Annotated in this window: 19 protein-coding genes; 7 read left to right on the top strand and 12 right to left on the bottom strand. The window is 69.1% G+C overall.

Going from position 1 to position 23,783, the window contains the following annotated elements:
• Nucleotides 1-32: 32 nt before the first annotated feature.
• From trxB to OG599_RS16915, 6 genes are all read right to left on the bottom strand, one after another.
• Complete coding sequence (trxB, locus tag OG599_RS16940) at nucleotides 33-1,004, bottom strand: thioredoxin-disulfide reductase (protein ID WP_327176807.1); 972 nt, start codon at nucleotides 1,002-1,004, stop codon at nucleotides 33-35.
• Between the two features lie 131 nt (nucleotides 1,005-1,135).
• The gene (locus tag OG599_RS16935; protein WP_327176806.1) at nucleotides 1,136-2,152 is read right to left on the bottom strand and encodes an anti-sigma factor family protein; all 1,017 of its coding nucleotides are present in this window, start codon (nucleotides 2,150-2,152) and stop codon (nucleotides 1,136-1,138) included.
• Complete coding sequence (sigM, locus tag OG599_RS16930) at nucleotides 2,149-2,871, bottom strand: RNA polymerase sigma factor SigM (protein WP_327176805.1); 723 nt, start codon at nucleotides 2,869-2,871, stop codon at nucleotides 2,149-2,151. The genes OG599_RS16935 and sigM overlap by 4 nt, the downstream gene beginning before the upstream one ends.
• 28 nt (nucleotides 2,872-2,899) lie before the next feature.
• Nucleotides 2,900-4,591: a protein kinase family protein gene (locus OG599_RS16925; protein ID WP_327176804.1), complete on the bottom strand. Its 1,692-nt coding sequence runs from the start codon at nucleotides 4,589-4,591 to the stop codon at nucleotides 2,900-2,902.
• Between the two features lie 131 nt (nucleotides 4,592-4,722).
• Nucleotides 4,723-6,879 carry a murein biosynthesis integral membrane protein MurJ gene (murJ, locus tag OG599_RS16920; RefSeq protein ID WP_327176803.1) on the bottom strand — a complete coding sequence of 719 codons (2,157 nt, stop codon included), beginning with the start codon at nucleotides 6,877-6,879 and terminating at the stop codon, nucleotides 4,723-4,725.
• A gap of 49 nt (nucleotides 6,880-6,928) precedes the next feature.
• Nucleotides 6,929-9,226, bottom strand: a complete 2,298-nt coding sequence (locus tag OG599_RS16915) for a DUF6049 family protein (protein ID WP_327176802.1) — start codon at nucleotides 9,224-9,226, stop codon at nucleotides 6,929-6,931.
• A gap of 184 nt (nucleotides 9,227-9,410) precedes the next feature.
• On the opposite strand from OG599_RS16915, the gene OG599_RS16910 reads away from it, so the two are divergent.
• Nucleotides 9,411-10,853: a CCA tRNA nucleotidyltransferase gene (locus tag OG599_RS16910; protein WP_327176801.1), complete on the top strand. Its 1,443-nt coding sequence runs from the start codon at nucleotides 9,411-9,413 to the stop codon at nucleotides 10,851-10,853.
• 99 nt (nucleotides 10,854-10,952) lie between these two features.
• On the opposite strand, the gene OG599_RS16905 is transcribed toward OG599_RS16910, so the two are convergent.
• The 3 genes from OG599_RS16905 to OG599_RS16895 all read right to left on the bottom strand — a co-directional run bounded on the left by OG599_RS16905 (nucleotide 10,953) and on the right by OG599_RS16895 (nucleotide 14,175).
• On the bottom strand, nucleotides 10,953-12,221 hold the full coding sequence (locus OG599_RS16905) for an MFS transporter (protein ID WP_327176800.1): 1,269 nt from the start codon (nucleotides 12,219-12,221) through the stop codon (nucleotides 10,953-10,955).
• A gap of 123 nt (nucleotides 12,222-12,344) precedes the next feature.
• Nucleotides 12,345-13,427: an inositol-3-phosphate synthase gene (locus tag OG599_RS16900; RefSeq protein ID WP_327176799.1), complete on the bottom strand. Its 1,083-nt coding sequence runs from the start codon at nucleotides 13,425-13,427 to the stop codon at nucleotides 12,345-12,347.
• Between the two features lie 64 nt (nucleotides 13,428-13,491).
• Complete coding sequence (locus tag OG599_RS16895; RefSeq protein WP_327176798.1) at nucleotides 13,492-14,175, bottom strand: PadR family transcriptional regulator; 684 nt, start codon at nucleotides 14,173-14,175, stop codon at nucleotides 13,492-13,494.
• Nucleotides 14,176-14,562: 387 nt separating this feature from the next.
• Here OG599_RS16895 and OG599_RS16890 point away from each other — a divergent pair, with 387 nt between their 5' ends.
• Together OG599_RS16890 and OG599_RS16885 are read left to right on the top strand one after the other, a co-directional pair.
• Nucleotides 14,563-17,292, top strand: coding sequence for a transglycosylase domain-containing protein (locus OG599_RS16890; protein ID WP_327176797.1), 2,730 nt, complete (start codon nucleotides 14,563-14,565; stop codon nucleotides 17,290-17,292).
• A gap of 128 nt (nucleotides 17,293-17,420) precedes the next feature.
• On the top strand, nucleotides 17,421-18,920 hold the full coding sequence (locus OG599_RS16885; RefSeq protein WP_327176796.1) for a glycosyltransferase family 87 protein: 1,500 nt from the start codon (nucleotides 17,421-17,423) through the stop codon (nucleotides 18,918-18,920).
• Nucleotides 18,921-18,948: 28 nt separating this feature from the next.
• On the opposite strand, the gene OG599_RS16880 is transcribed toward OG599_RS16885, so the two are convergent.
• The 3 genes from OG599_RS16880 to OG599_RS16870 all read right to left on the bottom strand — a co-directional run bounded on the left by OG599_RS16880 (nucleotide 18,949) and on the right by OG599_RS16870 (nucleotide 21,730).
• Complete coding sequence (locus OG599_RS16880; protein ID WP_327176795.1) at nucleotides 18,949-19,980, bottom strand: alanine racemase; 1,032 nt, start codon at nucleotides 19,978-19,980, stop codon at nucleotides 18,949-18,951.
• A 106-nt stretch (nucleotides 19,981-20,086) separates the two neighbouring features.
• Nucleotides 20,087-21,205, bottom strand: coding sequence for a lipid II:glycine glycyltransferase FemX (locus OG599_RS16875; RefSeq protein WP_327176794.1), 1,119 nt, complete (start codon nucleotides 21,203-21,205; stop codon nucleotides 20,087-20,089).
• A 198-nt stretch (nucleotides 21,206-21,403) separates the two neighbouring features.
• Nucleotides 21,404-21,730 carry a hypothetical protein gene (locus tag OG599_RS16870; protein WP_327176793.1) on the bottom strand — a complete coding sequence of 109 codons (327 nt, stop codon included), beginning with the start codon at nucleotides 21,728-21,730 and terminating at the stop codon, nucleotides 21,404-21,406.
• 277 nt (nucleotides 21,731-22,007) lie between these two features.
• On the opposite strand from OG599_RS16870, the gene rpsF reads away from it, so the two are divergent.
• The 4 genes from rpsF to rplI all read left to right on the top strand — a co-directional run bounded on the left by rpsF (nucleotide 22,008) and on the right by rplI (nucleotide 23,718).
• Nucleotides 22,008-22,298 (top strand): 30S ribosomal protein S6, encoded by a 291-nt coding sequence (gene rpsF / locus OG599_RS16865; RefSeq protein WP_266706588.1) that lies wholly within the window; start codon nucleotides 22,008-22,010, stop codon nucleotides 22,296-22,298.
• A 71-nt stretch (nucleotides 22,299-22,369) separates the two neighbouring features.
• Nucleotides 22,370-22,972 carry a single-stranded DNA-binding protein gene (locus tag OG599_RS16860; RefSeq protein WP_327176792.1) on the top strand — a complete coding sequence of 201 codons (603 nt, stop codon included), beginning with the start codon at nucleotides 22,370-22,372 and terminating at the stop codon, nucleotides 22,970-22,972.
• 44 nt (nucleotides 22,973-23,016) lie between these two features.
• Complete coding sequence (gene rpsR, locus OG599_RS16855; protein ID WP_003967857.1) at nucleotides 23,017-23,253, top strand: 30S ribosomal protein S18; 237 nt, start codon at nucleotides 23,017-23,019, stop codon at nucleotides 23,251-23,253.
• Nucleotides 23,254-23,271: 18 nt separating this feature from the next.
• A complete protein-coding gene (gene rplI / locus OG599_RS16850; protein ID WP_266706586.1) occupies nucleotides 23,272-23,718 on the top strand; it encodes a 50S ribosomal protein L9 in 447 nt (148 codons plus the stop codon).
• Nucleotides 23,719-23,783: the final 65 nt, after the last annotated feature.

Genomic DNA, 23,783 nt, shown 5'->3' with positions numbered 1-23,783 from the left:
TAACTACAGGGTGGGGGTGTGGGTGGAGCAGTTCAGACGGCCGGGGTCTTCTCCGGCTCGGCGAGCTTCTCGTCCGCCAGGGCGGCCAGGAAGCGTTCGGCGTCGAGAGCGGCCGAGCAACCGGTGCCTGCCGCGGTGATGGCCTGACGGTAGGTGTGGTCGACGACGTCGCCGGCACCGAAGACGCCCGTGAGGTTGGTACGGGTCGAGGGGGCCTGGACCTTGAGGTAGCCCTCCTCGTCGAGGTCGAGCTGACCCTTGAAAAGCTCGGTCCGCGGGTCGTGGCCGACAGCGATGAAGAGGCCGGTGACCGCCAGCTCGGAGGTCTCGCCGGTCTTGGTGTTGCGCAGGGTCAGACCGGAGAGCTTCTGCTCACCGTGAACCCCGGCGACCTCGCTGTCCCAGGCGAAATTGATCTTCGGGTCGGCGAAGGCGCGCTCCTGCATCGCCTTGGAAGCGCGGAGCGTGTCACGGCGGTGGACGATGGTGACCGACTTCGCGAAGCGGGAAAGGAAGGTCGCCTCCTCCATGGCGGTGTCGCCGCCACCGATCACCGCGATGTCCTGGTCCTTGAAGAAGAACCCGTCGCAGGTGGCGCACCACGAGACGCCGCGCCCGGAGAGGGCGTCCTCGTTCGGCAGACCGAGCTTCCGGTGCTGGGACCCGGTGGTCACGATGACGGCCTTGGCGCGGTGGACCGTACCCGCCGTGTCCGTAACCGTCTTGATCTCACCGGTCAGATCCACGGCGACGACGTCGTCCGGAACCAGCTCCGCGCCGAAGCGCTCGGCCTGGGCGCGCATGTTGTCCATGAGATCGGGACCCATGATGCCGTCCTGGAACCCGGGGAAGTTCTCCACGTCGGTGGTGTTCATCAGCGCACCACCGGCGGTGACGGCACCCTCGAAGACCAGGGGCTTCAGCGAGGCGCGAGCGGTGTACAGGGCGGCCGTGTATCCAGCCGGCCCGGAGCCGATGATGATCACATTACGGACGTCGCTCACGGGTGTCTTCCTCGTCTCTGCGGTCTGCCTGCTTGTCTGAGGGGGTCGGTTCAACGACTCTCACCCCACCCAACGGATCCTACGGGGCGCGCATTCCCGATCCTTCCCGCGTGGCGTGGGGCACATCGGGGTCAGGCACGGGGGTAGGCGTGGGTGAACAGAACGGTGCCCGTGTCCGAGGGATCGGCGGCGGTGCATCCGGCGTCGACGAGGTAGGCGGTGACCAGGGAACCGTCCGTGGGGTGCGGCAGTACCACGAGGTAGGTATCGGTCCCCCGGTAGATCCCGGTCTCCACCGCGAGGGCGGAAGCGGTACGGCCGAGCGCCCGCTGGACGCAGGCGGGTACGGACGGCGCTTGCAGTGGACGGTCGACCGTGGGCGTCCCGGAGGGGCCTGCTTCCTGGGGCGTGCCCTTGGCGCCCTCGGTGCGCTGGAGCGCGGAAGCGCTGCCCAGCAGGCCGCGCACCTGATCCGCGAGCGTGGCCGTGGTGAACTCGACGGCGGACGAGGCGGCTGCGTCCGCGCCGCCCTCCGGGGGCGCGGACGCAGCCATGGACCCGGAGCCCGCCTTGTCGGACGAAGCTCCGGTCGTCGTAGCTGCTGTCTGGAACACGAGGGCGCCCATGCCCAGAATCGCGGCGCCGAACACGGTCCCGAGGACGACGCGACGGCGCCGAGGGAAACGGCCCCGGCCGGGGCCTGTGGAGGTGCTCGACGGATGGGCGGTGGAACGGGACATCGGTGCCCCGGGCTTCGGCGGTGTTCCGGCAGGCGCGCCCGGGGCATGCTCGGCGATGTGCTCCGCGGTGGGCGTTGTCGGCCGCTCCGCGGTCTGCGATGCCGTTTCACGTGAAACATCGGTGCTCGCCGAGGGGGAGGCCGAGGGGGTGCGGGAGCCGAGAAGCGTCTCGGCGGCTAGCGCCGCGTCGATGCGGTCGGCGATGTCGGCCGATACGGGGGAAGGCTCCGGCAGCGAGCCGAGCAGAGAGCGGATCTCCTCCAGGGAAGAGTGCACGTCTTCGCAGAGCGCGCAGGTGAGGAGGTGACGCCGGATCTCCGTGGCCCGGGCGACGGGGAGGATGTCTTCAGCGAAGTCGGAGATCTCGGTGACGTCCGGGTGCTGAGTGGTATCGGTCGTGGATGTCATGAGTGTCCGCCTCCGCCCTGCGCTGCGGCAGGATCATGCGCTCCTGCGTTCCTCGGCGCTGACGGCCGTGGGACGAATGGATCTTCTGATCGGTTCCGTTCGGAACCTGGCGGCTCCTTGCTCGTCAGCGGTGGGTCATCCGTGTCACGCCCGCGCAGATGATTCAGCAGCGGCAGGAGGCGGGCCCGTCCCCGGGCACAGCGACTTTTCACCGTGCCGGTCGGCACGTCGAGAATCGCGGCCGCCTCCGCGACGGGATACCCCTGCATGTCCACGAGGACCAACGCGGCGCGCTGCTCGGGAGGGAGCGTCGCGAGCGCGGCCAGCAGCTCGCGGTGCAGATCCCGACGCTCGGCGGGTGCCTCGGCCGACTCGTGCGGCTCCAGCAACTGATCGAGGCGCTCGGCGGTGTCCACCGGTGAGGTCCTGCGGGAGGCGGCCTTGCGTGCCCGGTCGAGGCAGGCGTTCACGGTGATCCGGTGCAGCCAGGTGGTGACGGCGGACTGCCCCCGGAAGGTGTGGGCGGCGCGGAAGGCGGAGACGAGGGCGTCCTGGACCGCGTCCGCCGCTTCCTCCCGGTCACCGAGCGTCCGCAGCGCCACGGCCCACAGACGGTCCCGGTGGCGCCGCACCAGCTCACCGAAGGCTTCCGGTACGCCTGCCACGTGCTGTGCCAGCAGTTCCTGGTCACTGGTGTCGGCGAATCTGGCGTCGTCCAACGGTGAGCTCCCCCGCCCCTTGCGTCCGTCAGCTGGTGACCTTGATCTCGGAGACCTTGCCCCGGTAGTCCTTCCCACTGCCGGGCAGCTCGGTGAGCCAGACGAGAAGGTACCGCGCCTGGACGGGGTTCCCCGGCTTGAGCGTCACATCCGTCCCCGAGCCCTCGGCCACCTTGGTGAAGCCGTCGGGCATGGACGGTGGGGACGCGTCCTTCGCGGTACGCAGTTCGACCGAGGTGGTGCCGTCGAGGAAGGAGACGTCCACGGAACCGACCTGCTGCACCTCGCCGAGGTCGAGAACCATGCCGACGCCTGTCTTGAGGGCACCGAACTTGGCGGTGTAGTAGCTCTGGGTGGACCAGTAGGTGCTGGGGTCACCGTCGTAGGCGTTCTTTATCGCCTCGGGCTTCTCGCCCCCGTCGGTGCCGAGAGGGTCGTAGTCCCGGGCTTGCACGATGGTGATCGGCTTGCCCGAGACGAGGACGTTCTTGTCGGTGCTGCCGCTGTCCGTCGTCCGGGTGGTGTCGGTCTCCTCGGTCTTCTTGTTGTCCAGGAGCGTCTCGGCGAGCTGCCAGCTGCCGAGCCCCAGCGCGGCGATGAGCAGGGCGGAGACGGCCCACTTCAAGGCCCTGCCGGTGCGGCTCTGGAGCGGGGCCGGAGGCGCGGCCATGACCGGGACCGCCTGCGCGGGATGGGCGGACGGACGCCCGTACGTCCCCTGCTGGTAGGTGGTCCGCTGGTACTCGGGCGGAGCGGTGAAGGTCGGCTCGGGCGGCAGGATGCGCGGCATCGCGGCGACCGCCTTGGCCAGCTCGTCCGGGGTCGTGCAGGGCGGTTCCTGCCGTGAGGCGGTGGCGCCGTCGTTGGCGAGCGCGCGCATGGCGAGCTCCGAGAGACCGCGGTGGACTCCCGCCCGGACCTGGTCGGGCGCGATGAGCCCCACTTCCTTGGGCAGGCCGGCGAGTCCGTAGGCGTCGTTCTCGTAGGGCCACCGCTGCGTGAGCGCCGCGTACAGCAGGGCGCCGATCGCCTCGGTGTCCGTGCGCAGCGGACGCTCGGCCGTGATGCCCCGCAGGGCGGCGTCCACGGCGAGGCCGCGGATGCGGTACTGCCCCGTGGAGCTGCGCAGGACGGCGCCGGGGGTCAGGCGCAGGTGGGCCAGCCCCTCGCGGTGTGCCGCCGCCATGGCCTGGGAGAGCTGACCGACGAGCTGGAACGCGTCGTGCGCCTCCATCGGGCCCGCGGCGAGCAGCGCGGTGAGCTCGACGGCGTCCGGGAGCCACTCGTGGACGACGTAGACGAAGTCGCCCTCTTCCACGGCGTCCAGCACCTGGACGAACCGCGGGTCGCCGAGCAGGGCGGACGAGCGTGCCGCCGCCAGGACCGGCCGGGCGCGGGGATGGTTCGCCGTGAGCAGGTGGACGCCCACCGCTCGTCGCAGCTTCTCGTCCATCGCGCGCCAGCTGCTGAAACCGTCCAGCCGGGTGACGCACTCTTCGAGCCGGTATCGCTTGGCCAGCTTGTGGCCGCTGTGCAGATCGGGCGCAGGTGGCTCCGCGGGGGAGCCGGCGTCCTTGTCGTCCACGCCGTCGGGGCTCGTGCCCGCCGCGCTCTTGGCTTCAGCCGTCCCGTCGGTCGTGGCCTCTTCCGCCTTGGCGGCCAGCGGCTCGTCGCCGCTGTTGTCGGCCACGTCGACGGCAGCCGTGCTACGTTCCGCCACCGTCGTTCCTGCCTCCCCATCCGTTGCGCGATGCCAGCCAGCTCTGCTCACAGTCACGCCAATTGTGCCCACACTCCGGCGCTATGCACGACACGCGGAGACCGGCGATGGTTGTGTGCTGCGGCGTCCGTTCAGCGGCCGAGCCGTCCCCGGACCATACCCATCAGGCCGTTCACCTCTTCGATCCGCATCTTCTTGGCCGCTCCGAAGAAGATGCCGAGCAGGAGCAGGCCACCGCAGATCAGTGCGGCGACCGAACCGAGCACGCCTTCGCCGAGAAGTTCGAGCAGGGCGACCCCCACGACACCCCCGACCAGGGCGGCAGGGATCGCCGCCATGCAGAGGCGGGCATACGTCCGGACGACGCGGGCGCCGTCCAGATCGCCGCCGAGCCGCTTGCGCAGCCGGCGCCAGGCGACGCCGACTCCGACCATGTAAGCCAGGCCGTAGGACGCCGCCATGCCGACCACCGCCCAGCGGGCCGGGAGGACGACGTAGCAGAGGGCCGACGCGGCGGCATTGACGGCCGCCACGATGACCGTGTTGTAGAAGGGGGTGCGGGTGTCCTCGTACGCGTAGAAGCCGCGCAGCACGACGTACTGCACCGAGTACGGGATGAGGCCGAGGGCGAAGGCCATCAGGATGAAGCCCATCGACCGGGAGGCATCGGACCCGCTGGACCCGTAGAGCAGGGTGCACATCGGCAGGCCGAGCGCGAGGAAGCCGAAGGACACCGGGACGATCGCGACGGCGGAGTTCCGCAGTCCCTGGGAGATGTCGTCGCGGACCGCGCCGGGGTCGTTGTCGTGCGCGGCCCGGGCGATGCGGGGCAGCAGGGCTGCCATCACGGAGACGGTGATGATGGCCTGCGGCATGCCCCAGATGAGCTGGGCGTTGGAGTACGCGAGGAAACCGGTGCCGTCCTGGCCGGAGAGCTTCCCGGCCGAGGTGGCGAGCTGGGTGACGACCAGGACGCCTGCCTGGTTGGCGAGGACGAAGAGCACGGTCCACTTGGCCAGCTTGATCGTCTTGCCGAGGCCGTGGCCCCTCCAGTCGAAGCGCGGCCGGAAGCGGAATCCCGCCTCGCGCAGGTACGGGATCATCGCCAGCGCCTGCACGGTGAGGCCGAGCAGGGTGCCGATGCCCAGCAGTCGCACGCCGTCCGGCGGGATGGTCTCGACGCCCATCCGGGACTCGGCCGAGGTGCCGTAGACCCAGATGAAGAGACCGAACGTGGCGATCATGACGATGTTGTTGAGGACCGGGGTCCACATCATCGCGCCGAACTTGCCGCGCGCGTTCAGGATCTGCCCCATCACGACGTGCACGCCCATGAAGAAGATCGTCGGCAGGCAGTAGCGCGCGAAGGTGACGGCCACGCTGTTGGCGGCGGGGTCCCTGGCGATGGGGAGCGACATCAGTCGGATGAGCAGCGGCGCGGCGAACACGGCCGCGGCCACGATCACGCCGAGGGCGACCATCACCAGAGTGAGCAGGCGGTTGGCGTACGCTTCGCCGCCGTCCTCGTCGTCCTTCATGGACCGGACGAGCTGGGGGACGAACACGGAGTTCAGACCGCCGCCGACGGTGAGGATGTAGATCATCGTCGGCAGGGTGTAGGCGATGGTGAAACTGTCACCGAGCAGGGCGGCGCCGAGGGCTGCGGTGATGACCAGGCTCCGGACGAAGCCGGTGAGCCGGGAGACGAGCGTTCCGGCGGCCATCAGGGCACTGGACTTGAGCAGTCCCGAGGCCCGTCCGCCGGACTTCTGTGGCGCGGGTGCCTTGGCGGGCTCGGGTTCGGGCGTACCTGCGTGCCGGCCGCCGGCGGGGCCCTCCTGGTCCCGGAAGAGGTGGGCGAAGGCGTCCGGCTCCACCTCGTCCTCCGAGGCGCGGGTGACGAGGTCGTCGACGCCCACGAACTGAGTCGTCAGGGCGTCGTCGCCGTAGGGAAGGTGCCGGGAGGGCCCTGCGGGCTCCGGTGCGGGCGTCTGGGCCCAGAGCCGGGGGTCCGGGGGGTACTGGGACGCGGGAGGCTGCTGGTAGAGCGGCTGCGGCTCCTGGTACGTGCCCGGGGGCGGCGGAGGGTGGGAAGCCCGGTCGTACAGTGCTTCGCCGACCGGGTCCTGGGCGGCGAGGTCGCGCGCCCGGTACGGGTCGTGGTCGTAGGCGTGCTGGAGGTACGGGTCGGCCGGAGCCATCTGGTCCGGTCCCGTCTCCGGGGGCACACGGTCGGCGCCCGTCCCGCCCGCGCCATGCACGCGGTCACCGTCGTACGGCGCGTTCATCGAAACCCCACCTCATCGTCCCCGGCCGACCGGCCTCGACAGACATCGCTCAACGGTCCACTTTCTCACCCGTCCCGGACGGGTTCCCGCTTTCCGGCCCGGTGTCCGGTGTCGGGTCACTCGGCTGCTCGGGTTCGCCGCCGCCGCCTTCCGACGTGTCGCTTGCGACGGCGCGCTTCCGGTGGTTGTACATCCTCACACCCGCGAGGACCAGCAGCAGCAGTCCGCCGGCGATCACCAGCAGAACCGTCGGCGTCAGTTCGGAGACCTTCACCGTGAAGGTCATCTCGTCGCCGTACGGTGTCCCGTCCTCGGTGAAGAGGCGGGCCCTGATCTGCACCTGGCCGTTGACGTTGGCGTCCGCGTCGAACTTCACGGACTGGCTGTGACCGCCCGCGATCACCACCGGCTGCTCCGCGACCGCGCCGTCGTCGTTGAGCTTGAGCCGGGTGGCGTTGTCCGAGGTCAGCCGGAGCACCAGGTGGTCGACCCCCTGCACCAGTTGGTTCTGCACGGTGACCGGGATGGTAGCGCTGCGGCCGGAGAGCGTGACGTCCGACTTCGCGATCAGGTTCACCTGGCCGACGAGCCCCTGGAGGTAGGTGCGTACCGCGTCACGGTACTGCTGCGCCTCCAGCGGCCTTCCCCGCCAGGAGGTCGACATCGAGCGGTTGATGGCGTTGCCGAACGGGGTCACCACCCGTTCCGGCTGGGTCAGGATGACCTGGAAGCTGTTCAGCGAGTCCTGAATGGCCCTGATGTCCTGGAACGCCTGCGTGGGCAGCTCCTGGCTGCGCAGCCTCTTCGGGTACGCCGACGAGCTCGGCACCCGGGTGGTCGCCCTGGCGTCCGGCTTCGCCTCGGAGGCGGCCACCAGGTCCACGGATTCCGTCCAGCGGCCGTCGTCCAGTGTCCGGAGGGCCCGTGCCATCGTCTGCGCCTGGGCGGCGGTGGGCATCCGCTGGGGAGCCACCACGATGCTGCGTTCCTTCTCCTCGTCCTGCTTGGTGAACGCCAGGGTCTGGGAGAGGAAGTTCTGGACGGCGAGTGTGGAGCGTTCGCCCCCCGTCATGTCGCCGCCGAAAGCCGTGGAGAGCCGGTAGTCGGCCACGACCGCGTTCGTACCGCCACCGATGGGCCGGGCAGCCGTGGGGGTGTACAGCAGGTTGCTGGTCTCCTCCAGGCTGTCGCTGCGGGCGATCACGTTGTGGGCCCCGGCCGAGGTGGCCACATCGACGATCGAGGGATCGACGGCACCGTCCACGGGCCACGCGAAGTCGGTGGTCGGCGTGGTGTGCAGCACCGTCTCGACGGTGGTCGTCGCCGCTTCGGTGGCCGTCTGCAGATGGCTGAGGGTGCCCGAGACGTTCTTTCCCCGGTGGGCGATGGACGCGAGGTCGGGGTCGGCGAACGGAAGGGCGACGACCTTGCCGCCGTTCACCGCCTTCTGCAGGGCGTCGAGCCACTTCTTGGCGACCGCCTGGTTGGTGCCTGGGACCGTGGTGTCCCCGGACTTGACCCGGTAGGTCCCCGCCATCGCGTCGACGCTCGCCAGCAGATCCGGATCGATCACCCAGGTCACCGGGGCGCCGCTGCCCAGGGAGACAAGCTGTTCGAGCCGGCCGCCGGGCTGCAGTTCGGCGGCGAGCTCGTCGTCCTGGAAGACGGGGGTCTGCTGCTCGTCCGAGGCGGTCTCGGCCGTGATGTGCGCGGAGGCGATCAGCGGCCAGAGGAAGGTGAGCTTGGACTTGGCGTCGCTCTCCTCCGGCTGCCAGGGCAGGAAGGTGCGCTGGATGCCGAGGACCCGGTCGTAGGAGCTGCCGGACGTCTGCCCGGTCAGGGAGACGGCCAGCTGGTAGACGCCGGCGGTGTCCAGCGGCAGCTTGTCGACCGGGACGGAGAGCGAGAAGTCCTGGCTGACGCCCTTGCGGAGCGTGGACACCTGCACGGTGTACGGGTCGCCGAGCGCTTCCGCGTCGACGCCCGGCAGATATCCGGTCCGCTTGGCGTTCGCGTCGATCGAGGAACGCCCAGAGAGCCTCGGACCGACCCGGAGGTCCACCTCGGCGTCCTTGATCGTCTCTTTGCCCTTGTTGGTCAGGGTGCCGGAGACGACCAGCGTGTCTCCTTCGACCGGTGCGCTGGGAGTGAGCGAGTTCAGCGCGACGTCGACCGTGCTGGAGACGGGGGCGGCTTTCTCCGCCGTGCCGGTGAGGGGAGCCGATGCCGCCGGTCCGGCGAGCAGACCGGTCAGCAGGGGCACCCCCAGCAACACGGACGCTGTACGCCTCATCCACCGGCGAGCAGGAGAGGGAGATGTCCCCTGGGAGTCTGCCGCCTCGGCCACGCGTGTACCCGTCCCTCGTCGTCGTCAGCTGGGGTGTCGATCGCTGTCGGTTCTGCGTCCCCGCATGGTAACGAGGTGCGCTGTGGCGGAGTGCTCCGGACCGCCCCTCATGATCGGCAGAGTCTCGCAGGGCTCCTGGAAACGGTGACGCCCGGGCCGGTCCGTGCACGTACCCTTTTCTGTTGTGCCGAACGCCAACGAAGACAAGACCAGCGCCCTGAGCCAGGCGGAGCCCCGTGCGGTCAGCGAACTGCTGCGGGTGTCCCCCGTCGCCGACGAGCTCGCACGCCGTTTCGAGGAAGCGGGGTTCTCCCTCGCCCTGGTCGGCGGCTCGGTCCGGGACGCGCTGCTCGGGCGGCTCGGGAACGACCTCGACTTCACCACCGACGCGCGACCGGAGGACGTTCTCAAGATCGTCCGCCCCTGGGCCGACTCGGTCTGGGAGATCGGCATCGCGTTCGGCACGGTGGGCTCGCAGAAGGACGGCTACCAGGTCGAGGTCACGACCTATCGTTCGGAGGCGTACGACCGGACCTCCCGGAAGCCCGAGGTCTCGTACGGGGACTCCATCGAGGAGGACCTGGTCCGCCGCGACTTCACGGTCAACGCGATGGCCGTCGCCCTGCCGCGGAAGGAGTTCATCGACCCGCACGACGGGATGAAGGATCTCGCCGACCGGGTCCTGCGCACCCCCGGAACGCCGGAGGCGTCCTTCTCCGACGACCCGCTCCGCATGCTGCGGGCCGCACGGTTCGCCGCTCAGCTCGACTTCGAGGTGGCCCCCGAGGTCGTCGCGGCGATGAAGGAGATGGCGGCCCGCATCGAGATCGTCTCGGCGGAGCGTGTCCGGGAGGAGATCAACAAGCTGCTCCTCTCCGAGCACCCCCGCAAGGGGCTGGGGCTGCTGGTCGACACGGGACTGGCCCGGTACGTGCTGCCGGAACTGCCTGCACTCCGGCTGGAAAGTGACGAGCATCACCGCCACAAGGATGTCTACGAGCACTCGCTGACCGTGCTGGAGCAGGCGATCGACCTGGAGGAGAACGGCCCGGACCTGGTCCTGCGGCTCTCCGCGCTGCTCCACGACATCGGCAAGCCCCGGACCCGGCGCTTCGAGAAGGACGGCCGCGTCTCCTTCCACCACCACGAGGTGGTCGGCGCCAAGATGGTCAAGAAGCGTCTGACGGAGCTGAAGTACTCCAACGACATGGTCAAGGACGTCTCCCGGCTGGTCGAGCTCCACCTGCGCTTCCACGGTTACGGCGACGGCGAGTGGACCGACTCGGCCGTCCGCCGGTACGTGCGCGACGCGGGACCCCTGCTGGAGCGACTCCACAAGCTCACCCGTTCGGACTGCACGACCAGGAACAAGCGGAAGGCGAACGCTCTCTCGCGGACGTACGACGCGCTGGAGGAGCGCATCGCGCTGCTCCAGGAGCAGGAGGAGCTGGACTCCATCCGCCCCGATCTGGACGGGAACGCGATCATGCGGATTCTCGACGTCGGCCCGGGGCCCGTCATCGGTCAGGCGTACGCGTTCCTGCTGGAACTGCGGCTGGAGAACGGGCCGATGGGCGAGGAGGCCGCCGCAGCCGCTCTCACCGAGTGGTGGCGAGCCCGGAGCTGAGTCCCCGGTTCTTGCCGCGCGTTCGTGTTTCACGTGAAACACGAACGCGCGGGGGTGGTGGCGGGCGGTGTTTCACGTGAAACACCGGTGGGCCCCAGGTCAGGAGGTGGTGGCCGTGCGTCGCCACCGGAACATCGCCACGGCAACGACCGCGTAGAGCAGGGCCACCCCGGCCACCACGGAGACGGACCGGCCGTCGGCCGGCAGGAGGAGTGCGGAGGCGGCCGCAGCGCTCACGAACGCCACGTTGAACAGCACGTCGTAGAGGGAGAAGACCCGCCCCCGGTAGGCGTCGGCCACCGAAGTCTGGACCACGGTGTCCGTCGCGATCTTGGAACCCTGCGTCGCCACGCCGAGCACGAACGCCGCGACCATCATCGGCGCCGGAGCGAACGACAGGCCCAGGGCGGGTTCCAGGACGGCCGCCGTTCCCGCACAGACGACGATCCATCCGTACCGGCCGAAGCGGTTCACGGCCCAGGGCGTCAGGACCGCGGCGACGAAGAAGCCGGCCCCGGAGATCCCCAACGCCAGACCGAGCAGCGCCAGCCCCTCGGACTCGTCGTCCGACCAGGCGTAGCGGCAGAGCATGAGCACCATGACGGTCAGGGCGCCGTAGCAGAAGCGGAGCACCGTCATGGCGATCAGCGCCCGGCCCGCGTCCCGGCGCTCCACCAGGTGCCGCATCCCGGCGACGAGCCCTCGCGCGGTGATCCCCAGCGCCGCCCGCAGGTGCACCGCGCTCTCCTGGGCGTCCGGGCCCAGCAGCTTCCGGGGCAGGGTCAGGGAGGCCAGGGCCGAGAACAGGTAGAGCAGGGCACCCAGCAGGACCACCGCGGCGTCCGAGTCGTCGGCCAGCAGCCGGACGGCGAAGGCGAGACCGCCGCCGGCCGTGGCCGCCAGGGTGCCGGCGGTCGGGGAAAGCGAGTTGGCGAGCACCAACCGGTCGGCGTCGACGACACGTGGCAGGGCGGCGGAGAGCCCCGCGAGGACGAAGCGGTTGACCGCCGTGACGCAGAGCGCCGACGCGTAGAAGAGCCACTCGGGCACGGAGCCGAGGATGAGCAGCGCGGTACAGCAGGCGAGGACGGCTCTGAGCAGGTTCCCGTGGAGGAAGACCTGGCGGCGCGGCCAGCGGTCGAGCAGTACACCGGCGAACGGGCCGACCAGGGAGTAGGGGAGCAGCAGGACCGCCATGGCCGAGGCGATGGCACCGGCCGAGGCCTGCTTCTCGGGTGAGAAGACGACGTGCGCGGCCAGTGCGACCTGGTAGACGCCGTCCGCCGCCTGGGAGAGGAGCCGCACGGCGAGGAGGCGACGGAAGTTCCGAAGGCGCAGGAGTATCCGCAGATCACGCGCGACAGCCATGTGAGCAAGGGTCACATACGCCGAAGGTCCCCGAGCGCGCGGGCTCGGGGACCTTGGACGTCAGACGCGTGTACGGACGGTGAAGCCCCCACACGGGGCGGTGCTGTCAGCCGCGGGGCTGGATCAGCGCTCGACCTCGCCTGCGATGAACTTCTCGACGTTCTCGCGGGCCTCGTCGTCGAAGTACTGCACCGGCGGGGACTTCATGAAGTACGAGGAAGCGGAGAGGATCGGGCCACCGATGCCCCGGTCCTTGGCGATCTTCGCGGCACGGACGGCGTCGATGATGACACCGGCCGAGTTCGGGGAGTCCCACACCTCGAGCTTGTACTCGAGGTTCAGCGGGACGTCGCCGAAGGCGCGGCCCTCGAGGCGGACGTAGGCCCACTTGCGGTCGTCCAGCCACGCCACGTAGTCCGACGGACCGATGTGGACGTTGTCGGCACCGAGCTCGCGGTCACGGATCTGCGAGGTGACGGCCTGCGTCTTCGAGATCTTCTTGGACTCCAGGCGCTCACGCTCGAGCATGTTCTTGAAGTCCATGTTGCCGCCGACGTTCAGCTGCATCGTGCGGTCCAGGATGACGCCCCGGTCCTCGAAGAGCTTCGCCATCACGCGGTGCGTGATGGTCGCGCCGACCTGCGACTTGATGTCGTCGCCGACGATCGGGACACCGGCCTCGGTGAACTTGTCCGCCCACTCCTTGGTGCCGGCGATGAAGACCGGGAGGGCGTTGACGAACGCGACCTTGGCGTCGATGGCGCACTGGGCGTAGAACTTCGCCGCGACCTCGGAACCGACCGGGAGGTAGCAGACGAGAACGTCGACCTGCTTGTCCTTGAGGACCTGGACGATGTCCACGGGGGCCTCGGCGGACTCCTCGATCGTCTGGCGGTAGTACTTGCCCAGACCGTCGTGGGTGTGGCCGCGCTGGACGGTGACGCCGGTGGTGGGCACGTCCGCGATCTTGATGGTGTTGTTCTCGCTGGCGCCGATGGCGTCCGCGAGGTCGAGGCCGACCTTCTTCGCGTCGACGTCGAAGGCGGCGACGAACTCGACGTCGCTCACGTGGTACTCGCCGAACTGAACGTGCATCAGGCCGGGCACCTTGCCGGCCGGATCGGCGTCCTTGTAGAACTCGACGCCCTGCACCAGCGAGGCGGCGCAGTTGCCCACGCCGACGATGGCTACGCGAACCGAACCCATTCCGGTTGCTCCCTGTGTGTAATGGTGGTCCCGACGAGGGCTCCCGCGGTGTGCGGGAGCTCCATCAGGCGGTGTCATCGGACGGATCCGGCGGGGTGTCAGCCCGGCGCCGGGGCAGGCCGCCCGTTTCCTCTGCGGTGTCCTGCTGAGAGGAGCCCTCGGGTGCGGACCGTCGCCGGTCCCGTCCCGAACGCTCGCTCTCGATGAGCTCGTTCAGCCAGCGCACTTCGCGCTCCACGGACTCCATGCCGTGCCGCTGCAGCTCAAGTGTGTAGTCGTCGAGTCGTTCCCGGGTGCGGGCGAGAGAGGCGCGCATCTTCTCCAGGCGCTCCTCCAACCGGCTGCGCCGGCCCTCCAGGACGCGCATCCGCACATCGCGTTCCGTCTGGCCGAAGAAGGCGAAGCGAGCCGCGAAGTGCTCGTCCTCCCAGGCGTCCGGGCCGGTGTGCGAGAGCAACTCCTCGAAGTGCTCCTTGCCCTCCGCCGTCAACCGGTACACGATCTTCGCCCTGCGCCCCGCCAGTGAAGAGGCGGGCGTCGCGAGATCGGCCGGGGCGGTGCTCGGCTCCTCGATCAACCAGCCACTGGCGACCAGCGTCTTGAGGCAGGGATAGAGGGTGCCGTAGCTGAAGGCGCGGAAGATGCCCAGCGAGGTGTTGAGGCGTTTGCGCAGCTCGTAGCCGTGCATCGGGGACTCGCGGAGCAGTCCGAGGACGGCGAATTCGAGGATGCCGGAGCGTCTGCTCATCTTCGCCTCCTCCGTTGCCGTGTGGTCCCGTGCTGCTCGGTCCGGGTGCTTATGCCGCCCTGATGTATCGACTCGATACATCAGCACGATAGATCGGTCCGCAAGGTTCGACAAGGGCTGCCTTAGTGAACGGCGTCACATCACTAATTCGTAGCAAGCGACTTGCGTCATTTGGGGTGAACTTCGGCCCTACATGGGTTTTGACCGTGCGTAGTCTGTCCGGCATGCAGATCACCGGGAACCGCGAGACGTCGCCGGGCGTCAGAACACGCGGACTGCCGGATGTACTGCGGATGTGCCTTCCGCAGGGCCTGTCCGCAATTCGGGGGGACCGGATCTCAACTGCCGCTTCCAGGCGCTCTCGCCTGCCCGAGGAGTAGTCGTTCGATGAGCGAGCACCGTCGCAAAACGCCTCAACCGCAAGACGGGGGGCGTGCCGCGGCCCGACGAGCCGCGCCGCAGTCAGCAGGACGCCGCGCAGCACCATCACCCAGGGTGACCCAGGAGTCACCTTCGGGGTCGTACGCCGAGGAACGTCCGCCGGGAGGCCGCGCCGAAGCGCGTCGGGCCGCCCAGCGCGGCGGGCGGCGGCGCGGGGCCGAGGGCCCCGGCTCCGGAGGTCCGGGCGGCGGCGGGGGAGGTGGCCGGCGTCGCGGCGGGGGTTCCGAAGGCCCCGGGCGGGGCCGGGGGGACGGAGGCCCTGGCAAGAAGCGGATCATCGACTACCCGCGCTACGGCAAGTACGGGTTCCGCCGCTGGGTGCCGTCGTGGAAGCTGGTCTCGGGGCTCTGCCTGAGTTTCCTCGGTCTCCTGATGGGCGTCGCGGGCGTCTCGTACGCGCTGGTGCAGATGCCGGAGGTCAGCAAGGCGGCCAAGGCGCAGAACAACGTCTACTACTGGTCCGACGGCTCGCAGATGGTCGCGACCGGTGGTGAGGTGAACCGCCAGGAGATCAGCTACGCGCAGATCCCGGCGGCCATGCGCTACGCGGTGATCTCCGCCGAGAACAAGTCGTTCGAGACGGACCACGGCATCGACCCCATGGGTATCGGGCGCGCCCTGTTCAACATGGCCAAGGGCGGTGAGACCCAGGGCGGGTCGACGATCACCCAGCAGTTCGTGAAGAACTCGATGCTCACCCAGGAACAGACGATCAGCCGCAAGTTCAAGGAACTGTTCATCACGCTGAAGGTCGGCAGCAAGATGAACAAGGACGACGTCATGAAGGGGTACCTCAACGTCTCCTACTACGGCCGGGGCGCCTCCGGGCTCCAGGCCGCTGCGCGTACGTACTACAACAAGGACGCCACCGAGCTGAACCCGAGCGAGTGCGCCTTCCTGGCCACCCTGCTCAAGGGTGCCAGCTACTACGACCCGGCCGGTGCCCCCGAGGTGGACCCGGTGCAGGCCACCGCCGAGAAGAACCTGGTCCGCGCCAAGAAGCGCTGGGGCTGGATTCTCGACGAGGAGGTCAAGGACGGCCACCTCTCCGCGGCGGAGCGGGCCAAGTACAAGGAATTCCCCATGCCGGTCGCGCCGAAGAAGAGCGCTCAGCTCAGCGGCCAGACGGGCTATCTGGTCGACCTCGCCAAGAGCTACGTCCTGGACAACGTCAAGGGGGTCGACTCCGACACCCTCGACCAGGGTGGCTACGAGATCCACACGACCTTCGACAAGAAGAAGGTCCAGCAGCTCAACGCCGCCGTCAAGCGGGTCTACGACGAGAACATCGACCCCAAGAAGCGTCCCGAGTACGACACCAACGTCCAGTTCGGCGGCGCGTCGGTGGACACCGCCACCGGGGCCATCATCGCCATCTACGGCGGGCAGGACGCCACCAAGCACTACACCAACAACGCCAACCCCACGGGTGCGCAGGTCGGCTCGACGTTCAAGCCGTTCGTGCTCGCCGCCGCCATGGAGTACGGCAAGAGAGACCCCGACGGGGGCGAGGTCCAGAGCGAGTCCGAGCGCACCCCGGTCTCGCCGAAGAGCATTTACAACGGCGACAACGAGCTCAAGATCAACGACTGGACGGGGAAGCCCTGGGAGAACGAGGAGGGCAAGCAGTGGCTCCAGACCAACGACGACCACACCTCCTACGGTGACGTGGACCTGCGGTACGCCATGCAGGAGTCGATCAACTCCCCTTACGTCCAGCTCGGCATGGACGTCGGTACGGACAAGGTGAAGGACGTCGCGATGGCGGCGGGCCTGCGCGACGACGACTACATGGCCGACGCCCATGTCCCGTCGTTCTCCATCGGCACGTCCTCGCCGAGCGCGATCCGCATGGCGGCCGCGTACGCCACGTTCGCCACCAGCGGTAAGCAGAACGAGCCCTTCTCGGTCACGGAGGTCAAGAAGGAAGGGGCGTCCATCTTCAAGCACGAGAAGAAGACCAAGACCGCCTTCGACTCGGCCGTCGCCGACAACGTCACCGATGTGCTGAAGAACGTCGTCGAGCACGGCACGGGCACCTCCGCGCAGCTTCCCGGCCGGGAAGCTGCGGGCAAGACGGGTACCACGGACGAGAACAAGTCGGCCTGGTTCGTCGGCTACACCCCGCAGATCTCCACCGCCGTCAGCATGTTCCGGATGGACGACAACGAGAAGCACAAGGACCGCGCCTTCCAGAAGATGTTCGGGACCGGCGGGCAGGAGAAGATCCACGGTGCGTCGTTCCCCGCGCAGGTCTGGCACGACTACATGGTCGGCGCGGTGAAGGGCACGAAGGTCGAGGAGTTTCCCACCCCCGGCCCCATCGGTGAGAAGGTCTACGGCGGCGGCGCGAGCCCGAGCCCGACCCCCTCACCGACTCCCAGCGCGTCGCCCACGCCGTCCGAGGAGCCGTCCGAGGAGCCCACTCCGACGACCGCGCCCCCCACCACTCCGACGCCGACCGAGACCTGCAAGACCTGGGGCTGGAGCACCTGCCTCCCGGACGGGACCAACGCCGGAGCGGCGGCAGGCGCGGACACGGCCGGAGCGGCAGCCGGCAACGACACCGACGGCACTACCAGTGGCACCGATCCCAGCGCCACGCCCACTGACGAAGCCGACGACGTAGGAGACATCTTCGGTTCGAGCCGGGGCAACGGCAACGGCAACGGATAGCCGAACCGCCGGCTCCCGATCGGGGCCGTCTCCGAGGGCCGTCCGCACCTGGCGAGGTGCGGGCGGCCCTCCGCCGTGTCCGGCGGTCCCCCGCCTCCCGCACAGCCCGGTACGGCAGGATGTGGCGCATGCCAAGCGCAGAAGAGACCATCGAGGACCAGGAGCGGGCCGTCGCACCCACGCGACGGGACGAGATCGCCGCTGCGGGCAGCGAGTTGATCGGCGGACCGGCGGGCCGGTTCGCGCGATTCGGCGGCGGCGGGCTGACGGCCGTGCGCGTGGTCGCCCTGGTGGCGATCGGGATGTTCGCGCTCGGCATGGTGCAGAAGCTCCCCTGCTACAACTGGGCCTGGTTCAGGGGTGCCAGCTCGCAGTACACGCACGCCTGCTACTCCGACATCCCCCACCTGTTCGTCGGACGGGGCTTCGCGGACGGGCTGCTGCCGTACTTCGACCGGCTCGGCGGCGACATGCAGTACCTCGAATACCCGGTCCTGACCGGGCTGTTCATGCAGGTCGCCTCCTGGCTCACGCTCACCCCGGACAGCGACCCGATGATGCAGCGCGAGCAGATGTACTGGCTCGTCAACGCCGGCCTGTTGATGATCTGCGCGGCCGTGGCGGTCGTGTGCGTCGCGCGCACCCACCGCCGCCGTCCCTGGGACGGGCTGCTGGTCGCCCTGGCGCCCGCCTTCGCGCTGACCGCCACGATCAACTGGGACCTGCTGGCCGTCGCCCTGACCGCCGCCGCGATGCTCATGTGGTCGCGCGGGCGGGCGGTCGCGTTCGGTGTCCTGATCGGCCTGGCGACGGCGGCGAAGCTGTACCCCGTCCTGCTGCTCGGACCGCTGCTGCTGCTCTGCTGGCGCGCGGGGAAGTGGCGGCCGTTCCTCGTCGCCGCGTTCTCGGCCGCGGTGGCCTGGCTGGTGGTGAACCTGCCGGTGATGCTGTACGCCCCCGAGGGGTGGAAGAAGTTCTACACGTTCAGCCAGGAGCGCTCCGTCGACTTCGGGTCGTTCTGGCTGGTCCTCTCACAGCGCATCGAACGGCCCATCGAGGTCTCCGTGGTGAACACGGCCTCAATGGTGCTGATGGGGCTCTGCTGCCTCGGCATCGCGGCGCTGGCACTCGCGGGGCGGCACCGGCCGAGGTTCGCCCAGCTCGCGTTCCTCGTGGTGGCGGCCTTCGTCCTGACGAACAAGGTCTACTCACCGCAGTACGTGCTCTGGCTCATCCCGCTCGCCGCGCTGGCACGTCCGCGCTGGCGGGACTTCCTGATCTGGCAGGCCTGCGAGGTGCTGTACTTCCTCGGCATCTGGATGTACCTCGCCTATTCGAGCAGCGGGGACAAGCACCAGGGGCTTCCGCAGGACGGTTACCAGCTCGCGGTCGTCCTGCACCTGCTGGGCACGCTCTACCTCGTCGCCCTGGTCGTGCGGGACATCGTGCGGCCGGACCGGGACATGGTGCGGCAGGACGGCTCGGACGACCCCTCGGGCGGTGTGCTCGACGGGGCGCCGGACGTGTTCGTACTGGCTCCCATGGGCACCCGCGAGTTCGACGAGGAGGAGTTCTGGGGCGAGCCCGCGGGCGGGGGAGCGGTGCGCGGCGGCGGGGCCGGAGACTGACGCCGGCCGGCCCCGGCCCGAGGTTCCGTCAGCGCTCGACGAGACGGTCGAACTGCGTGGTGGTGTGGCGCAGATGTGCCACCAGCTCGTCGCCGACCCGCGGCTCCTGCGCGTCCGACGGCACGAACAGGATCGACACCTGCATGTGCGGCGGCTCGGCGAACCAACGCTGCTTGCCCGACCAGACGAACGGCGACAGGTTGCGGTTCACCGTGGCCAGTCCGGCGCGGGCGACGCCCTTGGCGCGCGGCATCACGCCGTGCAGGGCCTTGGGGGCCTCAAGACCGACCCCGTGCGACGTACCGCCGGCGACGACCACCAGCCAGCCGTCCGACGCGGCCTTGCCCTGCCGGTAGCCGAAACGGTCGCCCTTGACGACGGGGGTCACGTCCAGCACCGCACCGCGGTACTCGGTGGCCTCGTGGTCGCCGAGCCAGAGCCGCGTGCCGATGCGGGCGCGGAAGCGGGTCTGCGGGAACTGCTGCTGCAGCCGGGCCAGCTCCGCGGCCTTGAGGTGGCTGACGAACATGGTGTGCAGCGGAAGCCGGGCGTTGCGCAGCCGGTCCATCCAGGCGATGACCTCCTCCACCGCGTCCGAACCGTCGGTGCGGTCCAGCGGGAGGTGCAGCGCGAACCCTTCGAGACGTACGTCCTCGATGGCGGCGTGGAGCTGCCCCAGCTCCTCCTCCTTGACCCCGTGGCGCTTCATCGAGCTCATGCACTCGATGACGACCCGGGCGCCGACGAGTCCGTGCACCCCGTCCACGGAGGAGACCGAGCGGATCACGCGGTCGGGCAGCGGAACCGGCTCCTCGCCCCGCCGGAACGGGGTGAGGACGAGGAGGTCGCCGCTGAACCAGTCCTTGATCCGGGCCGCCTCGTAGGTCGTCCCGACCGCCAGCATGTCCGAGCCGAAGCGGATGGCCTCGTCGGCCAGGCGCTCGTGCCCGAAGCCGTAACCGTTGCCCTTGCAGACCGGCACGAGCCCCGGGAACTGATCGATCACGGACTTCTGGTGCGCCCGCCAGCGCGCGGTGTCGACGTAGAGGGAGAGCGCCATGGCCGGCCCGGAACCTTTCTGGTGGCTGCGGTGTGTCTCAGATCGCAGAACAAACGGAGGGAACCAACGGAGCGAACGGGCCCGGTCGTTCGCCGGACCCGTCGCGTCAGCGTCGCGACATGTAGATGTCGAGCGCCTTGTGCAGGAGCTTGTTGAGCGGGAAGTCCCACTCGCCGACGTACTCGACGGCTTCGCCGCCGGTGCCGACCTTGAACTGGATCAGACCGAAGAGGTGGTCGGTCTCGTCGAGCGAGTCGCTGATGCCGCGCAGGTCGTAGACGGTCGCGCCCATCGCGTACGAGTCGCGCAGCATGCGCCACTGCATGGCGTTGGAGGGCCGGACCTCGCGGCCGATGTTGTCGGAGGCGCCGTAGGAGTACCAGACGTGTCCGCCGACGACGAGCATGGTCGCGGCCGAGAGGTTGACCCCGTTGTGGCGGGCGAAGTACAGCCGCATCCGGTTGGGGTCCTCGGAGTTGAGTACGGACCACATGCGCTGGAAGTACGAGAGGGGGCGCGGGCGGAAGTGGTCGCGCACGGCCGTGATCTCGTACAGCCGCTGCCACTCGGCGAGGTCTTCGTAGCCGCCCTGGACGACCTCTACACCGGCCTTGTCGGCCTTCTTGATGTTGCGGCGCCACAACTGGTTGAAGCCCTTGAGGACGTCCTCGAGGGAGCGGTTCGCCAGCGGCACCTGGAAGACGAAGCGGGGCTGCACGTCGCCGAAGCCGGCGCCGCCGTCCTCGCCCTGCTGCCAGCCCATCTTGCGCAGCCGGTCCGCGACCTCGAACGCCCGCGGCTCGATGACCGTCGCCTCGACGTCCCGCAGACGCTTCACGTCCGGGTCCTGGATGCCGGCCTTGATGGCGGTGGAGTCCCAGCGACGGATGACGACCGGCGGGCCCATCTTCACCGAGAAGGCGCCCTGCTGCTTGAGGTGGGCGAGCATCGGCTGGAGCCACTCGTCCAGGTTGGGCGCGTACCAGTTGATGACCGGGCCCTCGGGGAGGTAGGCGAGGTACCGCTTGATCTTGGGGAGCTGTCGGTACAGCACCAGTCCGGCGCCGACGATCTGACCGGTCTTGTCGAACCAGCCGAGGCTCTCCGACCGCCACTCCGTCTTCACGTCAGCCCACGCCGGGACCTGGCAGTGACTGGCCGCGGGCAGGCTCTGGATGTACGCCAGATGCTGCTCGCGGCTGATGGTCCTCAGGGTCAGGCTCATGCGGGGCGCTCCTCGGCAGGTGTGTCCCCATCGGTCAGGGGCTCCGGCTCTCGCGCCGAAGCCTACTGTGAGCGGGGAGCGCCCGTTCTGGCCCGTACGGCACTTGGCCGCGAGCCGGTGCCGCAAGGGCCCTGGCGGGGTTGCCGCCGGGGCCCTGACGAGAACGCGGTGGAGCGGCCGAGGCCGGGAACGCGGTGGTCAGCTGACCACGCCGCCGAACAGTCCTCCGTGGGCCATTCCGAGGTAGAAGCCGACTGCCGAGGAGCCGATCCCCATGATCAGGGCGAACCGCTCCCAGGTCGTCCTGGAGATCCACATCCCGTAGCCGCCGACGAGGATGCCGATGAGCCCGGCCCACGAGCTGAGCAGGTGCAGGTTGTGGAACATGGCGGTCACGAACGCGAGGACGCCGAGGACCCCGGTCACCACCATCAGGGTGTCCTGGAGCGGATGGGGCCTGCCGTCCGTGGCGAAGAGGGAGCCGGTGGGGCGGTTCCGCGGGCGGGTGTGCGCTACCTGGGCCATGAAAGTGCCTCCTGCCGAAGGGGCGGCGCGCTGAGACGCCGCTCACATCCGATATGTACAGATTGCGCATCCTTGGCCCTGGATTTCAACCCGGGGGTCCACGGCAGGTAGTCTGTACGGTCTGCACCGGTGTCTGCCTTGAGCCTGCCCGGCGGCCCTCCCTCCGAGGAGCCTGCCGAGTCCGCTGTTTCACCCGACGGACACCGATGCCTACGCATCACGACCCTCCTGCCACGGAACGACCGTGGCCGCTGAGTCCAAAGGAGGTGGGTTCCACATGCGTCACTACGAGGTGATGGTCATCCTCGACCCCGATCTGGAGGAGCGCGCTGTCTCTCCCCTGATCGAGAACTTCCTCTCCGTCGTCCGCGAGGGCAACGGAAAGGTTGAGAAGGTCGACACCTGGGGCCGTCGTCGGCTCGCTTACGAGATCAAGAAGAAGCCCGAGGGCATCTACTCGGTCCTCGACCTGCAGGCCGAGCCTGCGGTCGTCAAGGAGCTCGACCGCCAGATGAACCTGAACGAGTCGGTCCTCCGGACCAAGGTCCTCCGTCCCGAGACCCACTGAGCATCTAGCTCAGCGGTCATCGGGTTCGAGTAGCAGCAAGCAGCAAGCAATCCCCGCCGAGAGGTTCATCCATGGCAGGCGAGACCGTCATCACGGTCGTCGGCAATCTCGTCGACGACCCCGAGCTGCGCTTCACCTCGTCCGGTGCGGCGGTCGCGAAGTTCCGTGTCGCGTCCACACCCCGCATCTTCGATCGGCAGACCAATGAGTGGAAGGACGGCGAAGGCCTGTTCCTCACCTGCTCGGTCTGGCGTCAGGCGGCGGAGAACGTCGCGGAGTCGCTTCAGCGAGGCATGCGCGTCATTGTGCAGGGCCGGCTGAAGCAGCGGTCCTACGAGGACCGTGAGGGCATCAAGCGCACGGTCTACGAGCTGGATGTCGACGAGGTCGGCCCCAGCTTGAAGAGCGCCACGGCCAAGGTCACCAAGACCGCAGGTCGCGGTGGCCAGGGCGGCGGCCAGGGTGGATACGGCGGCGGCCAGCAGGGCGGCGGCAACTGGGGCGGCGGTCCCAGTGGCGGTGGCCAGCAGGGCGGCGGCGGCGCTCCCGACGCCGACCCGTGGGCAACCGGCGCACCCTCCGGCGGCCAGCAGGGCGGGGGCCAGCAGGGCGGCTGGGGCGGAAGCTCCGGCGGTTCCAGCGGCGGCGGCTACTCGGACGAGCCTCCTTTCTAGGTCTGGCTCGTACCCCCACTTCTTGATCACACAGGAGAAACACCATGGCGAAGCCGCCTGTGCGCAAGCCTAAGAAGAAGGTCTGCGCGTTCTGCAAGGACAAGACCCAGTACGTGGACTACAAGGACACGAACATGCTGCGGAAGTTCATTTCCGACCGCGGCAAGATCCGTGCCCGCCGCGTTACCGGCAACTGCACGCAGCACCAGCGTGACGTCGCCACGGCAGTCAAGAACAGCCGTGAGATGGCGCTGCTGCCCTACACGTCCACCGCGCGATAAGGGAAGGGTGACGCAAACATGAAGATCATCCTCACCCACGAGGTCACTGGCCTCGGTGCCGCCGGCGACGTCGTCGACGTCAAGGACGGATACGCTCGCAACTACCTGGTCCCGCGTGGCTTTGCCATTCGCTGGACCAAGGGCGGCGAGAAGGACGTGGCGCAGATCCGCCGCGCCCGCAAGATCCACGAGATCGCGACGATCGAGCAGGCCAACGAGATCAAGGCCAAGCTCGAGTCCGTGAAGGTCCGTCTGGCTGTTCGCTCCGGCGACGCCGGCCGCCTCTTCGGCTCCGTCACCCCGGCCGACGTCGCCTCGGCGATCAAGGCTGCCGGTGGCCCGGAGGTCGACAAGCGTCGTGTCGAGTTCGGTTCGCCGATCAAGACCCTTGGCGGACACCAGGTGTCCGTGCGCCTGCACCCTGAGGTTGCGGCGCAGCTCGGCGTCGAGGTTGTCGCTGCCTGAGGCAGTGCTCGTACGAGTTAGTCAGGTGAAGGGCCGTACCCCGCGGGGTACGGCCCTTCGTCGTT

This window comes from Streptomyces sp. NBC_01335 (genome assembly GCF_035953295.1).
Taxonomy (GTDB): domain Bacteria; phylum Actinomycetota; class Actinomycetes; order Streptomycetales; family Streptomycetaceae; genus Streptomyces.
This window is presented reverse-complemented; position numbering and strand designations above follow the sequence as displayed.

What these genes read in the sequence shown, in the direction of transcription:
- murJ (WP_327176803.1), bottom strand. Translation starts at nt 6,879, where the DNA reads ATGAACGCGCCGTACGACGGTGACCGCGTGCATGGCGCGGGCGGGACG.
- rpsF (WP_266706588.1), top strand. Translation starts at nt 22,008, where the DNA reads ATGCGTCACTACGAGGTGATGGTCATCCTCGACCCCGATCTGGAGGAG.
- OG599_RS16885 (WP_327176796.1), top strand. Translation starts at nt 17,421, where the DNA reads ATGCCAAGCGCAGAAGAGACCATCGAGGACCAGGAGCGGGCCGTCGCA.
- OG599_RS16890 (WP_327176797.1), top strand. Translation starts at nt 14,563, where the DNA reads ATGAGCGAGCACCGTCGCAAAACGCCTCAACCGCAAGACGGGGGGCGT.
- rplI (WP_266706586.1), top strand. Translation starts at nt 23,272, where the DNA reads ATGAAGATCATCCTCACCCACGAGGTCACTGGCCTCGGTGCCGCCGGC.
- OG599_RS16880 (WP_327176795.1), bottom strand. Translation starts at nt 19,980, where the DNA reads ATGGCGCTCTCCCTCTACGTCGACACCGCGCGCTGGCGGGCGCACCAG.
- rpsR (WP_003967857.1), top strand. Translation starts at nt 23,017, where the DNA reads ATGGCGAAGCCGCCTGTGCGCAAGCCTAAGAAGAAGGTCTGCGCGTTC.
- OG599_RS16860 (WP_327176792.1), top strand. Translation starts at nt 22,370, where the DNA reads ATGGCAGGCGAGACCGTCATCACGGTCGTCGGCAATCTCGTCGACGAC.
- OG599_RS16870 (WP_327176793.1), bottom strand. Translation starts at nt 21,730, where the DNA reads ATGGCCCAGGTAGCGCACACCCGCCCGCGGAACCGCCCCACCGGCTCC.
- OG599_RS16875 (WP_327176794.1), bottom strand. Translation starts at nt 21,205, where the DNA reads ATGAGCCTGACCCTGAGGACCATCAGCCGCGAGCAGCATCTGGCGTAC.
- OG599_RS16895 (WP_327176798.1), bottom strand. Translation starts at nt 14,175, where the DNA reads ATGAGCAGACGCTCCGGCATCCTCGAATTCGCCGTCCTCGGACTGCTC.
- OG599_RS16900 (WP_327176799.1), bottom strand. Translation starts at nt 13,427, where the DNA reads ATGGGTTCGGTTCGCGTAGCCATCGTCGGCGTGGGCAACTGCGCCGCC.
- OG599_RS16905 (WP_327176800.1), bottom strand. Translation starts at nt 12,221, where the DNA reads ATGGCTGTCGCGCGTGATCTGCGGATACTCCTGCGCCTTCGGAACTTC.
- OG599_RS16935 (WP_327176806.1), bottom strand. Translation starts at nt 2,152, where the DNA reads ATGACATCCACGACCGATACCACTCAGCACCCGGACGTCACCGAGATC.